The sequence below is a fragment of the Streptomyces sp. NPDC093510 genome (genome assembly GCF_040683555.1).
GTDB lineage: Bacteria > Actinomycetota > Actinomycetes > Streptomycetales > Streptomycetaceae > Streptomyces.
This window is the reverse complement of record NZ_JBFBEE010000019.1, coordinates 22159-35742: the sequence shown is the minus strand read 5'-3', so window position 1 is coordinate 35742 and position 13584 is coordinate 22159. Positions and strand designations below refer to the sequence as shown.

Below are 13584 nucleotides of genomic sequence, written 5' to 3'. Positions count from 1 at the left end.
CTCACGCCTCCTTCGGGTCGACAGGGCCGGCGGGGGGAGCGGTGACGCGGCGGGACCGGCGCAGCGGGGGCTTGGCGCCGAGCCGCTCCGGGTCGAGACCGGACCACTTGTGGCCGCCCGCGAAGAACTTCTTCCGGGCCATGAGCGTCATCAGCGGCTTCGTGAAGAAGAAGACGACGACGACGTCGAGCAGGGTGGTCAGGCCGAGCGTGAACGCGAAGCCCTGCACCTTGCCGACCGTGACGACGAAGAGCACGGCGGCGGCGAGGAACGACACGAAGTCGGAGACCAGGATGGTGCGCCGGGCGCGCGGCCAGCCCCGCTCGACGGCGGGACGCAGCGTGCGGCCCTCGCGGATCTCGTCCCGCACGCGTTCGAAGAACACGATGAAGGAGTCCGCCGTGATGCCGATCGCGACGATCGCACCGCAGACCGCCGGGAGGTTCAGCGCGAACTTGATGGTCGGGCCGAGCAGCGTCATGATCGTGTACGTCAGCGCCGCGGAGACCAGAAGGCTCGCGATGGCGATGAGCGAGAGGCCGCGGTAGTAGGCCACCAGGTAGATGATGACCAGCGCGAGGCCGATGGCGCCCGCGATGAGGCCCGCCTCCAGCTGCTCGCCACCGAGGGCCGGGCTGACCGTGGTGACGCTCTGCTCTTGGAAGGTGAGCGGCAGGGCGCCGTACGAGAGGACGTTCGCCAGGTCCTTCGCGGACTGCTGGTTGAAGCTGCCGGAGATCTCCGCGTTGGCGCTCAGCGTGGTGTTGACGCTGGGGGCGGAGACGACGTCACCGTCGAGGACGATCGCGAACTGGTTCTGCGGGGGCTGCTGCTGCGAGAGCTTGCTGGTGACCTCGGCGAACTTCTTCGAGCCGCCCTTGGTGAAGTCCATGTTGACGACCCAGGCACCCGACGCCTGGTTGATGGTCGCCTGCGCCTTCTTGACGTCCTTGCCGTTCACCTCGGCCGGGGCGAGGATGAACTTGTCCCACGACTTGCCGTCGGGGCTCTTGCCGCACGCGATGGTGGGCTCGGAGGGCTTGATGCCCTGGCCGGCCTCGACCCGGGCCTTCTTGTCGGTGCAGTCCAGCTTGGTGAACTGCTCCTGAAGCTTGGCGGTGGCCGGGTCGGGAGCCGGCGTCTCGTCGTTCTTCTTGCCGTCCTTGCCGTCCTTGCCCTTGTCCGAGGCGGACGGCGTCGGGTCGGCCTTCAGGGCCTCGCTGACGGCGCGGCCCTGGGGCGACGCGGAGGAGTTCGGGGAGTTCGCCCCGTCCTTGTCCGTGGCCTTGTCCGTCGCCTTGTCGGTGGCGTTGTCGGTGGCCTTCTCCTTCTCCTTGTCCGTACCGGACGAGGAGCTGGGGGACGGCTCGGGCGTGGGAGCGCCGCTGGTCTGCGTGATCACCGGACGGAAGTAGAGCTGAGCGGTCGTACCGACCTGCTCGCGCGCCTGCTTCTCGTTCGAACCCTTGGGGATGTTGACAATGATGTTCTTGTCGCCCTGGGTCTGAACCTCGGCCTCGGAGACACCCAGGCCGTTGACGCGGTTGTTGATGATGTCAACCGCGGTGTTCATGTTGGTCGGGTTGATCGCGTTCTTCTGACCGGGCTCGTTCTTCGCCTCGAGCGTGATGCTCGTGCCACCGGCGAGGTCGATGCCCAGACGAGGCGTGGTGTGCCCGGAAAGGAACATTCCCCCGGTCAGCGCCACGAGGGCGATCAGGATGAAGACCAGCGAGCGTCCCGGCTTGCCCGGCGCGCTCTGCCTTCGGCCCTTCTTCGGTGCTGCCACCTTCTCGTTCTCCCTGTCCAACCGCCCGGCGTCCGGTCCGCCCCCCGTTGCGGTGCGGGGAGGTCCGGGCGAGCGGCCATGAAGTGGTGTCGAGATTCGGCGCGAAATGCACGTGATCCGGGGCCCGTGGAGCGCGAGCGGCGCGCCCACGGGCCCCGGCCGTGACTACTTCGCGTCGGACTCGCCGTCGGTCTTCTTCGGCTGCGCGTCGTCGGCCCCGGCGGCCACGTCCTTCTTGCCGAGGTCGATGGGCGAGTCGTCGGAAGCGTCGGCGGGCTCGTCGGTCTCGGTCAGGGAGGAGGCGTCGTCCGGAACGACGGGGGCGTCCTCGTTCAGGTCGTCCTCGGTGCCGTGCACGATGCGGTTGTACTCGTCGTCGGCCAGGACGGCGCCGATCGAGTTCTTCGCGTACACCGCGTGGACACCGGGAGCCACCTCAAGGAGGACGGCTTCGTCGTGAACCTCCTTGACGGTGGCGTACATGCCACCGATCGTGCGGATGCCGGTGCCGGGCTGCATCTCGTTACGCATCTGCGCGGCGGCCTGCTGCTTCTTCTTGGCAGACCGGGTCATCAGGAACATGGCCCCGATGAGCACGATGAACGGGAGGAGGGTCACGATATTCACGGGACGGAGTTTCCTTCGCACGACCGCGCAGGTAAGCGGCCATTGGGATGGGGGTGGGTACACCGCCCGCAAGGGCGGCATCGGCGGAGTCTAAGCGAGTCCGCACCTAACGAACAACGCTCAGCATGGCACCGCAGTTCCTGAGGGGTCGACTATCCGCGCCGTTGACCTTCGGCGGTGGCGCCGGCGCGCCGTTGTCACGTCCCGAACAGGTCCTGTTGTCCCTTACCGCCCGCCTGCCGTGGGGGCACCAGGCCGAGGTGCGCCCAAGCCGCGGGCGTCGCGACCCGGCCGCGCGGAGTCCGGGCGAGCAGCCCCTCCCGTACCAGGAAGGGCTCCGCCACCTCCTCGACCGTCTCGCGCTCCTCCCCCACGGCGACCGCGAGCGTCGACAGGCCGACGGGGCCGCCGCCGAACAACTTGAGCAGGGCTTCCAGGACGGCCCGGTCGAGACGGTCCAGGCCGCGTTCGTCCACCTCGTAGACCGCGAGGGCCGCGCCGGCGATGTCGCGGTCGATCCGGCCGTCGGCCTTGACCTGGGCGTAGTCCCTGACGCGGCGCAGCAGGCGGTTGGCGATACGGGGCGTGCCGCGCGAGCGGCCCGCGATCTCGGCGGCGCCGGCCGGGTCGATCTCCACGTCGAGCAGTTGCGCGGAGCGGTGGACGACCCGCTCCAGCTCGGCCGGTTCGTAGAACTCCATGTGCGCGGTGAACCCGAAGCGGTCGCGCAGCGGCGGCGGCAGCAGGCCCGCGCGGGTGGTGGCGCCGACCAGGGTGAAGGGCGGCAGTTCGAGGGGGATGGCGGTGGCGCCGGGGCCCTTGCCGACGATGACGTCGACGCGGAAGTCCTCCATGGCCATGTAGAGCATTTCCTCGGCGGGCCGCGACATCCGGTGGATCTCGTCGAGGAAGAGGACCTCTCCCTCCTGGAGGGAGGAGAGGATCGCGGCGAGATCGCCGGCGTGCTGGATGGCGGGGCCGCTGGTGATGCGGATCGGTGCGGCCATCTCGGCGGCGATGATCATCGACAGGGTCGTCTTGCCGAGGCCGGGGGCTCCGGAGAGCAGTACGTGGTCGGCGGTGGCGCCACGCGCGCGTGCCGCCCGCAGAACAAGGTCGAGCTGCTCGCGGACCTTCTCCTGGCCGATGAACTCGCCGAGGTCCTTGGGGCGCAGGGCGGCCTCGACCGCCTGGTCCTCGCCGCCGGCGACAGAGTCCACCAGCCGCTCCCCGGCGGGCCCGACGAGCCGCTCGGCCGCGCCGGCAGCGTCGTCGGTCGTGTCGTCCCAGTTCATGCGGTGTGCCTCGCGATGCGGTTCAGGGGGCGGAGGGCCGGCGCGTGAGCGCTCAGCGGGTGCGGTTCAGGGTCTGGAGCGCGGCCTTGAGGAGTTGGCCGACCTGCGGGGTGCCCCCCGTGGCCTCGGCCTGCGGGGTGACGGCGGTGACGGCCTCGTCGGCCTCGCGCGTGGCGTACCCGAGGCCGATGAGGGCCGCGTGCAGCTGCTCGCGCCAGCCGGAGGTGACGGCCGTGCCGATCGCGGGGCCGCCGGTGCCGAGGGGCTCGCCGAGGCGGTCCTTGTACTCCAGGAGGAGCTTCTGGGCGCCCTTCTTGCCGATGCCGGGGACGGCGGTGAGCGCCTTCTCGTCGCCGGTGGAGACCGCGCGGCGCAGGGCGTCGGGGCTGTGCACGGCGAGCATGGCCTGGGCGAGGCGCGGGCCGACGCCGCTCGCGGTCTGCAGCAGCTCGAAGGTCTGGCGCTCGTCGTCGTCCGCGAAGCCGTACAGGGTGAGGGAGTCCTCCCGGACGACGAGGGACGTGGCGAGTTTGGCCTGCTGGCCGACGCGGAGCGTGGAGAGCGTGTTCGGCGTGCACTGGACGGCCATGCCGATGCCGCCGACCTCGACCACCGCGGTATCGGGGGCGAGGGCGGCTACGGGGCCGCTGACGAAGGCGATCATGCGGTACGGCCTTTCTGTGCTGTGGCGGTCTTGGCCGCGTGCTGGGCGACGGCCTGCTGGAGGCGGTTCTGCGCCACGGCCTGCTGCAGGCGGTTCTGCGCGGGGGCGCGCCAGATGTGGCAGATGGCGAGGGCCAGGGCGTCCGCGGCGTCGGCGGGTCTGGGCGGTGCGTCGAGCCGCAGGAGACGGGTGACCATCGCGCCGACCTGGGCCTTGTCGGCGCGGCCGCTGCCGGTGACGGCGGCCTTGACCTCGCTGGGGGTGTGCAGGGCGACGGGGATGCCGCGGCGTGACGCGCAGAGCATGGCGACGGCGCTGGCCTGGGCGGTGCCCATGACCGTGCGCACATTGTGCTGGCTGAAGACCCGCTCGACGGCGAGGACTTCGGGGCTGTGCTCGTCGAGCCACTGCTCGATGCCCTGCTCGATGGCGACGAGACGGAGCCCCAACTCCGCGTCGGCCGGGGTGCGCACGACCCCGACGCCGCGCATGGTCAACGGTCGTCCGGCGACGCCCTCGACGACACCGACACCGCACCGGGTGAGTCCGGGGTCCACCCCCAGTACGCGCATGAGCGGCCCCTCCCCATCCCTCGCGGCAGCGATCTCTGACGTCACGCAGGCTATCCGCTGGCACCGACAACAGCGGCGGGCCGGTGGACGTGTGTCCCACCCGGCCCGCCGAAACCGCGTCGCTCGCGGCAGCGCTACGCGTCGACCTTCGCCATGACCTCGTCGGAGACGTCGAAGTTGGCGAAGACGTTCTGCACGTCGTCGCTGTCCTCCAGGGCGTCGATCAGCTTGAAGATCTTCCGGGCGCCGTCCTCGTCCAGCTCGACCTGCATGGTCGGGACGAAGTTGGCGTCGGCCGAGTCGTAGTCGATGCCGGCCTCCTGGAGGGCGGTGCGGACCGCGACCAGGTCGGTGGCCTCGCTGAGCACCTCGAAGGTCTCACCGAGGTCGTTGACCTCTTCGGCGCCCGCGTCGAGGACGGCGCCGAGGACGTCGTCCTCGCTCAGCTCACCCTTGGGGACGATGACGACGCCCTTGCGGTGGAAGAGGTACGAGACGGAGCCCGGGTCGGCCATCGAGCCGCCGTTGCGCGTCATGGCGACGCGCACGTCGGAGGCGGCGCGGTTGCGGTTGTCGGTGAGGCACTCGATGAGCACCGCGACACCGTTCGGGCCGTACCCCTCGTACATGATCGTCTCGTAGTCGGCGCCACCGGCTTCAAGACCGGCGCCGCGCTTGACCGCGGAGTCGATGTTCTTGTTCGGGACCGAGCTCTTCTTGGCCTTCTGGATGGCGTCGAAAAGGGTCGGGTTACCGGACACGTCGGCGCCGCCCGTGCGGGCCGCGACCTCGATGTTCTTGATCATCTTCGCGAAGAGCTTGCCGCGCTTGGCGTCGATCACGGCCTTCTTGTGCTTCGTCGTAGCCCATTTAGAGTGGCCGGACATCTGCCTGTCTCCTTCGCGTTACCCAACAACCAGTACGAACTCTCCCAGACCTTAAGGCTCCGGGGGGATCCCACGAGATCCTACAAGGATCCCGCGCGCCGGTTACCCCGCGCCATCTCCACGAACAGCGCGTGGATCCGGTGGTCACCCGTCAGCTCGGGGTGGAACGACGTGGCGAGCGCGTTGCCCTGGCGCACGGCGACGATGTGGCCCTCGTGCTCGGCGAGCACCTCGACCTCGGCGCCGACGGACTCGACCCAGGGCGCGCGGATGAAAACGCCCTCCACGGGGGCACCTTCGACGCCCTTGACGGCGACGGCCGCCTCGAACGACTCGTTCTGCCGCCCGAAGGCGTTGCGCCGCACGATCATGTCGATGCCGCCCACCGTCTCCTGGCCCGAGCGCGGGTCGAGGATCTTGTCGGCGAGCATGATCATGCCCGCGCAGCTGCCGTAGACCGGCAGGCCGTGCCGCACGCGCGCGCGAAGGGGCTCCATCAGGCCGAAGAGGGTGGCCAGCTTGGAGATGGTGGTGGACTCGCCGCCCGGGATGACCAGGCCGTCGACCTCGGCGAGCTCTTCGGGGCGCCGGACCGGCCTGGCCACGGCGTCCGCCGAGGCCAGGGCGATCAGGTGCTCCCGTACGTCCCCCTGGAGTGCGAGGACGCCCACTACAGGAGTGGTCATCACCAGCCCCGGTTCGCGTAGCGCTCGGCCTCGGGCAGGGTGTCGCAGTTGATGCCGACCATGGCCTCGCCGAGGTTGCGGGAGGCGTCGGCGATGACCTTCGGGTCGTCGAAGAACGTGGTGGCCTTCACGATGGCGGCGGCGCGCCTGGCCGGGTCGCCGGACTTGAAGATGCCGGAGCCGACGAAGACGCCCTCGGCACCGAGCTGGCGCATCAGGGCGGCGTCGGCCGGGGTGGCGACGCCACCGGCGGAGAAGAGGACCACGGGGAGCTTGCCGAGCTCGGCGGTCTCCTTGACCAGCTCGTAGGGAGCGCGCAGGTCCTTGGCGGCGGCGTACAGCTCGTTGTTGTCGTAGCCGCGAAGACGGGCGATCTCGTTCTTGATCTGGCGCAGGTGACGGACGGCCTCGACGACGTTGCCGGTGCCGGCCTCGCCCTTGGAGCGGATCATGGCCGCGCCCTCGGCGATGCGGCGCAGGGCCTCACCCAGGTTGGTGGCGCCGCACACGAAGGGGGTCGTGAAGGCGAACTTGTCGCTGTGGTTGACCTCGTCGGCCGGGGTGAGGACCTCGGACTCGTCGATGTAGTCGACGCCGAGGGACTGCAGGACCTGCGCCTCGACGAAGTGGCCGATGCGGGACTTGGCCATGACCGGGATCGAGACGGCCTCGATGATCTCTTCGATCATGTTCGGGTCGGACATCCGCGCCACGCCGCCGTCCTTGCGGATGTCGGCGGGCACCCGCTCCAGCGCCATGACGGCGACGGCGCCGGCGTCCTCGGCTATCTTCGCCTGCTCGGCGTTGACGACGTCCATGATCACGCCGCCCTTGAGCTGCTCGGCCATGCCGCGCTTCACGCGCGCGGTGCCGGTCTCGGGCGTCGGGTTGCTGCTGGAGGGGGAGCTGGACACGGAGTTGACCTCACTCGCTGAAGAGGATTTCTACAGCTCCGAGGAAACGCCCGGCGACCAGGCCACAGCAAGGGCCAATGGATGACCGGTGGCTCATTTTCCGGGGACGCGCCTGGTCAGGGCCGTGCTGACCAGCCTCTTGTGCCTCTACGTAGTCGCACGGTCGGCCAGCGCCGTCGGCGGCTCGTCGTCCATCTCGAAAGCCAGCGGGAAGGGCGCGTGCCCGGCCAGCCGGAACCAGCGGACCGTGCGGTGGCGGCGCAGGGCGCGGGCGGCGCGCACGGAATCGTTGTGGAAGCGCCGGGCCATCGGCACCCGGCGTACGGAAGCGGCCAGCTCGGTGGCCGCCTCGTCCCCGCCCGGGGCCTCGCGCACCGCCTCGACCTGCTGGACCTCGCCGAAGATCGCCCGCAGTGCCTGGCTGAGCTCGCTCTCGGCGACCTCGCGCTGTTCCTCCTCCGCCTGCCGGGCCGCGTGTGCCGCTTCGTAGAGCACGATCGAGGCAGCGGGGTCGAGCACGCCGGAGGTGGCCAGTTCCTGGGCGACCGAGGCGCGGCGCAGCAGTTGGGCGTCGAGGGCCGCACGGGCCGCGTCGATGCGCGCGTGCAGCCGGTCGAGCCGTCCGGCGGTCCAGCTCAGGTAGAGGCCGACCGCGAAGAGGGCTACCGCGATCCAGATCAAAGTGGAGGTCACGGACGTTCAGGCTAGTCGCCCCGCGGCCACCGGTCCGCCACCGGGCACCCGCGGGGCGCCGGAGCGCGGCGTCACGCCGGACGGAACCCGGGCGTAACGCCGGACGGCAGCGCGCGGAGCGTCAGGTACGGGTGAGCCCGAACCGCGCCCGCAGCCCCACCCTCTCGTCCTCCGCGACCGATGCCGCGCCGTCCGTGACCGTCTCGTACACCGCGAGGATGTCGGAGCCGACCGTCGACCAGTCGAAGCGCCGCACGTGCGCGCTGCCGCGCTCGCGCAGGCCCTCGCGGCGCTCGGGGTCGGAGAGGAGGCGGACCGCCGACTTGGCGAGGGACTCCGCGTCCTCGTTGCCGAACAGCTCGCCCGCCGCGCCCTGGTCGAGGACCTGCGCGAAGGCGTCCAGGTCGCTGGCGAGCACGGGGGCGCCCGCGGACATCGCCTCGACGAGGATGATCCCGAAGCTCTCGCCGCCGGTGTTGGGGGCGACGTACAGGTCGACGCTGCGCAGCAGGCGCGCCTTGTCCTCGTCGCTGACCATGCCGAGGAACTCCACCCGGGGGCGCAGCTCGGCGGGGAGCGAGGCCACCGCCTCCTCCTCGTCGCCGCGCCCTGCGACCAGCAGGCGGGCGTCCGGGCACTCGGCGAAGATCCGCGGGAGCGCCTTCATCAGCACCGGGAGGCCCTTGCGGGGCTCGTCGATGCGCCCTATGAAGCCGATCGTGCCGCCCTGCCACTCGGGCTTGGGCTCGGCCTTCGCGAAGAAGTCGACGTCGACGCCGTTCGGGATGACGACCGCGTCGCCGCCGAGGTGCTCGACGAGGGTGCGGCGCGCGTACTCGCTCACGGCGATGCGCGCGCTGATCTTCTCCAGGGCGGGCTGCAGGATCGGGTACGCGGCGATCATCGCCCGGGAACGCGGGTTGGACGTGTGGAACGTCGCGACGATCGGGCCCTGCGCGGCCCAGCAGGTGAGCAGCCCGAGGGAGGGCGAGGTGGGCTCGTGGATGTGGATGACGTCGAAGGTGCCGTCGTGCAGCCAGCGGCGCACCCGCGCGGCCGACAGGAACCCGAAGTTGAGGCGGGCCACCGAGCCGTTGTAGGGCACCGGAACGGCCCGTCCCGCCGATACGACGTACGACGGGAGGGGTGTCTCGTCGTCGGCCGGAGCGAGGACGGAGACCTCGTGCCCGAGGCGGATGAGGTGCTCCGCCAGATCGCGGATGTGGAACTGGACGCCGCCCGGCACGTCCCACGAGTACGGGCAGACGATGCCGATCTTCACGAGGACTCCCCCGACCGGTGGACCGCGGCGTCGTCAGTGTCGTCATCGGAGGGGGGCTCCAGGTCGGCGAGCCACAGTCGCTGCAGCATGTGCCAGTCCTCCGGATGGTCGGCGATACCGGTGGCGAAGGCGTCGGCCAGCGCCTGTGTCATGGCAGACGTCTTCTCGACGCGGGTGCCTGTCTCGGGGACGTCGACGGGCGGGTGGACGCGCCCCTTCATGACGGACGTGTCGTCATACCAGAGGGTGACGGGCAGCAACAGCGCGCCGGTCTGCTGGGCGAGCAGTGCGGGCCCGGCGGGCATCCGGGCGGTCTCTCCGAAGAACTTGACCTCGACCCCGGAGGCCGACAGGTCGCGGTCCGCGACGAGACAGACGAGGCCGCCCGCGCGCAGCCGCCGCGCCAGCGTGCCGAAGGCGGCGCCTCCGGTGTGCGGGAGCACCTCCATGCCGAGGCTCTCGCGGTAGGCGACGAAGCGGTCGTACAGCGTCTCGGGCTTCAGGCGCTCGGCGACCGTCGTGAAGGGGGTTTCCAGTTTGGTGGTGACCCAGGCGCCCGCGAGGTCCCAGTTGCCCAGGTGGGGCAGGGCGAGGACGACGCCCTTGCCGGCGGCGAGCCCGTCGGTCAGGTAGTGGATGTCCTTGACGTCGACGCCGTCCGCGACGCGGTCCCTGCTCCAGGACGGCAGCCGGAAGGATTCCATCCAGTACCGCAGGTAGGACCGCATGCCCGCCTTGGAGAGCTCGGCGAGCCGCTGCGGGCTCGCGTCGGGCACCACGCGCGCGAGGTTGGACTCCAGCCGCAGCACGCCCTTGCCCCGGCGCTTCCAGACCGTGTCGGCGATGGTCCTGCCGAGCCGCTCGGCGGCCGGCTCGGGGAGCTTCTTGACGGTGCTCCAGCCCAGGCCGTACAGCGCGTCGGTGAGTCGGTCCTTCACTGCGCGGCCTCACTCTCCTGCGTCTCGGCGGCCGTGGCGGCGTCCGCCTCCGCGGCCTCGCGGCGCACGGTCACGACGCGCTGGACGAGGGTGACCATGCTGCCGGCCGCGACGATCCACAGGGCGATGGGCAGCAGGACCTGGATGCCGGGGACGCCGAACTTGTGGAGGCCCGCGAGGCCCGCGGCGACCAGCGAGATCACCAGGCGCTCGGCGCGCTCGACCAGGCCGTTGACGGCGACGGGCAGGCCGATGGCCTCGCCGCGCGCCTTCGTGTACGAGACCACCTGGCCGCTCGCCAGACAGATGATGGAGACGGCGCAGAGGATGTTGTCGTCGCCCGATCCGGCGTACCAGAGGGCGAGCCCTCCGAAGATCGCGCTGTCGGCCACCCGGTCGAGCGTCGAGTCCAGGAAGGCGCCCCACCGGCTGGAGCGGCCGAGCTGGCGGGCCATGTTGCCGTCGACGAGGTCCGAGAAGACGAACAGGGTGATGACGATCGTTCCCCAGAAGAACTCTCCCCGGGGGAAGAAGACCAGCGCTCCCGCCACCACACCGGCCGTGCCGATGAAGGTGACCGCGTCGGGGCTGACCCCGCGGCGGATGAGAAACGCGGCGAACGGTGTGAGGACACGCGTGAAGAATGCACGCGCGTACTTGTTCAGCATGGCCTTCCCGAGGGTTCGGTGCGCCGTGCGGCCCCGTTGGCCACCGACCGGCCCATCGTAGTCACGCCCTTGACGGACCGGCTCGCCCCCTCACGATCGCGTACGACGTATGGACGCAGAGTGACCCGAGTGGAAAGCTCGAAAGCAGGACGGGCGCCGCCGGAGCCGCCCCGCACTTGGGCCCCGCGTGTCCGTGAGCAGCCAGCATCCCCGAGGGGGCTGAGCCTCCTCATCGTGCACGTAACCGGGAGGCCAAGGCATGGGCGACAAGGCAAGTGCACACCCCGGAGCCGCCGGCAGGGCAACAGCGGCCGACCACCCCGCGTCCGTACGGAATGTGGTGCTGGTCGGCCACAGCGGATCGGGCAAGACGACTCTGGTGGAGGCCCTCGCGCTGACCGCGGGGGCGGTGAACCGGGCGGGCCGCGTGGAGGACGGTGGCACCGTCTCCGACTACGACGACATAGAGCACCGGCAGCAGCGCTCGGTGCAGCTGTCCCTGGTACCCGTCGAATGGGACGGATTCAAGATCAATCTGTTGGACACCCCCGGGTACGCCGACTTCGTCGGGGAGCTGAGGGCCGGTCTGCGCGCGGCGGACGCGGCCCTTTTCGTCGTCTCGGCGGCGGAGGGCATCGAGGGCATCACCGGCGCGACCCGCATGGTGTGGGAGGAGTGCGCGGCGGTCGGCATGCCGCGCGCCATCGTGGTCACCCACCTGGAGTCGGCCCGCGCGGACTTCACCGAGATGACCCGCACGTGCGCCGAGGCGTTCGGCGCCGACGACCCCGACGCCGTACTGCCGCTGTACCTGCCGCTCCACGGCGCGCAGGGGCCGGACGGCCACGCCCCGGTGACCGGCCTGATCGGGCTGCTGTCGCAGCGGGTCTTCGACTACGCGTCCGGTGAGCGCAAGGAGTCCGAGCCGGGCGAGGACCAGCTGCCGCTGATCGAACAGGCCCGCAACACCCTGATCGAGGGGATCATCGCCGAGAGCGAGGACGAGTCCCTCATGGACCGCTATCTCAGCGGCGAGGCCATCGACTTCAAGACACTCGTGGACGACCTGGAGCGGGCGGTCGCGCGCGGCATCTTCCATCCGGTGCTCGCCGCCGCGCCCGCCGCGGAGGGCGCCCGCCAGGGCATCGGCACGGTCGAGCTCCTGGAGCTCATCACGGGCGGTTTCCCGACCCCGCTGGAACATCCGGCACCGGCCGTGACCACCCCCGACGGCAGGCCGCGGCCCGCGCTCACCTGTGATCCCGAAGGACCCCTGGCGGCCGAGGTCGTGAAGACCGCGTCCGACCCGTACGTGGGCCGGATCTCGCTCGTACGCGTCTTCTCCGGAACCCTGCACCCCGACGCGACCGTGCACGTCTCCGGGCACGGCCTGGCCGACCGCGGCCACGAGGACCACGACGTCGAAGAGCGCGTCGGCGCGCTCTCCTCCCCCTTCGGCAAACTGCAGCGCACCCTCACCCGGTGCGTCGCGGGCGACATGGCCTGCGTGGCCAAGCTGAACCGGGCCGAGACCGGCGACACCCTCTCCGCCAAGGACGACCCGCTCCTGATGGAGCCCTGGGACATGCCCGACCCGCTGCTGCCGCTCGCCATCCAGGCGCACAGCAAGGCGGACGAGGACAAGCTCTCACAGGGGCTGTCGCGGCTTGTCGCCGAGGACCCGACGATGCGGCTCGAACAGAACCAGAACACGCACCAGGTGGTCCTGTGGTGCCTGGGCGAGGCACACGCCGACGTGGCCCTGGAGCGGCTGCGCAGCCGGTACGGCGTCCAGGTCGACGTGGTGCCGCACAAGGTCTCCCTCCGGGAGACGTTCGCCGGGAAGTCGGGGGGCCGGGGCCGCCATGTGAAGCAGTCCGGCGGGCACGGCCAGTACGCGATCTGTGAGATCGAGGTCGAGCCGCTGCCGGGCGGCAGCGGCATCGAGTTCGTCGACAAGGTCGTGGGCGGCGCGGTCCCGCGGCAGTTCATCCCGTCCGTCGAGAAGGGCGTGCGCGCGCAGGCGGCGAAGGGCGTCGCCGCCGGGTACGCGCTCATCGACGTGCGCATCACGCTCCTCGACGGCAAGGCGCACTCGGTGGACTCCTCCGACGCCGCGTTCCAGACGGCGGGGGCGCTGGCGCTGCGCGAGGCCGCTTCCGGGGCGAAGATCCATCTGCTCGAACCGGTCGCCGAGGTCCAGGTGCTGGTCGGCGACGACTATGTGGGCGCGGTGATGAGCGACCTGTCGGGCCGCCGCGGCCGGGTGGTCGGCACCGAGCAGGCTCCCGGCGGGCGGACCATCGTGCGGGCCGAGGTGCCCGAGATCGAGATCGGCCGGTACGCGGTGGACCTGCGGTCCCTCTCCCAGGGCACCGCGCGTTTCCATCGCACGTACGCGCGCCACGAGCCGATGCCTCCCCAGCTCTCCGAGAGGATCCGCGAACAGGCGCAGGGCGCCTCTTAGTTGAACCGCCCGACAACCGGGGCCGCCCGCCTGCCCTCACGGGCGGGTGGCATTCCGCTGCCCCCTGACGGATGTCGGTGCTCCCGGATACGCTGATGACCT

General features: G+C 70.8%; 13 protein-coding genes. 1 reads left to right on the top strand and 12 read right to left on the bottom strand.

Annotation, left to right across the window (positions count from 1 at the left end; genetic code table 11):
- Position 1: 1 nt before the first annotated feature.
- The 12 genes from secD to pgsA all read right to left on the bottom strand — a co-directional run bounded on the left by secD (position 2) and on the right by pgsA (position 11015).
- The gene (gene secD / locus AB0N81_RS28305; RefSeq protein ID WP_365363120.1) at positions 2-1789 is read right to left on the bottom strand and encodes a protein translocase subunit SecD; all 1788 of its coding nucleotides are present in this window, start codon (positions 1787-1789) and stop codon (positions 2-4) included.
- A 165-nt stretch (positions 1790-1954) separates the two neighbouring features.
- Entirely contained in the window at positions 1955-2416 is a 462-nt protein-coding gene (gene yajC, locus AB0N81_RS28300) for a preprotein translocase subunit YajC (RefSeq protein WP_365363118.1), read from the bottom strand.
- A 197-nt stretch (positions 2417-2613) separates the two neighbouring features.
- Positions 2614-3711 (bottom strand): Holliday junction branch migration DNA helicase RuvB, encoded by a 1098-nt coding sequence (gene ruvB / locus AB0N81_RS28295; protein ID WP_365363116.1) that lies wholly within the window; start codon positions 3709-3711, stop codon positions 2614-2616.
- A gap of 52 nt (positions 3712-3763) precedes the next feature.
- On the bottom strand, positions 3764-4375 hold the full coding sequence (gene ruvA / locus AB0N81_RS28290) for a Holliday junction branch migration protein RuvA (protein ID WP_365363114.1): 612 nt from the start codon (positions 4373-4375) through the stop codon (positions 3764-3766).
- Positions 4372-4947, bottom strand: a complete 576-nt coding sequence (ruvC, locus tag AB0N81_RS28285) for a crossover junction endodeoxyribonuclease RuvC (protein WP_365363112.1) — start codon at positions 4945-4947, stop codon at positions 4372-4374. Before ruvC ends, ruvA begins: the two co-directional genes overlap by 4 nt.
- A 134-nt stretch (positions 4948-5081) precedes the next feature.
- On the bottom strand, positions 5082-5834 hold the full coding sequence (locus AB0N81_RS28280) for a YebC/PmpR family DNA-binding transcriptional regulator (RefSeq protein ID WP_365363110.1): 753 nt from the start codon (positions 5832-5834) through the stop codon (positions 5082-5084).
- An 80-nt stretch (positions 5835-5914) separates the two neighbouring features.
- Positions 5915-6523: a pyridoxal 5'-phosphate synthase glutaminase subunit PdxT gene (gene pdxT, locus AB0N81_RS28275; protein WP_365363108.1), complete on the bottom strand. Its 609-nt coding sequence runs from the start codon at positions 6521-6523 to the stop codon at positions 5915-5917.
- Positions 6520-7434 carry a pyridoxal 5'-phosphate synthase lyase subunit PdxS gene (gene pdxS / locus AB0N81_RS28270; RefSeq protein WP_365363106.1) on the bottom strand — a complete coding sequence of 305 codons (915 nt, stop codon included), beginning with the start codon at positions 7432-7434 and terminating at the stop codon, positions 6520-6522. The genes pdxT and pdxS overlap by 4 nt, the downstream gene beginning before the upstream one ends.
- Before the next feature lie 147 nt (positions 7435-7581).
- Positions 7582-8127 (bottom strand): hypothetical protein, encoded by a 546-nt coding sequence (locus AB0N81_RS28265; RefSeq protein WP_365363104.1) that lies wholly within the window; start codon positions 8125-8127, stop codon positions 7582-7584.
- 121 nt (positions 8128-8248) lie between these two features.
- Entirely contained in the window at positions 8249-9409 is a 1161-nt protein-coding gene (locus AB0N81_RS28260; protein WP_365363102.1) for a glycosyltransferase family 4 protein, read from the bottom strand.
- The gene (locus AB0N81_RS28255) at positions 9406-10347 is read right to left on the bottom strand and encodes a phosphatidylinositol mannoside acyltransferase (protein WP_365363100.1); all 942 of its coding nucleotides are present in this window, start codon (positions 10345-10347) and stop codon (positions 9406-9408) included. The genes AB0N81_RS28260 and AB0N81_RS28255 overlap by 4 nt, the downstream gene beginning before the upstream one ends.
- Positions 10344-11015 carry a phosphatidylinositol phosphate synthase gene (gene pgsA / locus AB0N81_RS28250; RefSeq protein ID WP_365363098.1) on the bottom strand — a complete coding sequence of 224 codons (672 nt, stop codon included), beginning with the start codon at positions 11013-11015 and terminating at the stop codon, positions 10344-10346. Before pgsA ends, AB0N81_RS28255 begins: the two co-directional genes overlap by 4 nt.
- 259 nt (positions 11016-11274) lie before the next feature.
- Here pgsA and AB0N81_RS28245 point away from each other — a divergent pair, with 259 nt between their 5' ends.
- The gene (locus tag AB0N81_RS28245) at positions 11275-13482 is read left to right on the top strand and encodes an elongation factor G-like protein EF-G2 (RefSeq protein ID WP_365363096.1); all 2208 of its coding nucleotides are present in this window, start codon (positions 11275-11277) and stop codon (positions 13480-13482) included.
- Positions 13483-13584: the final 102 nt, after the last annotated feature.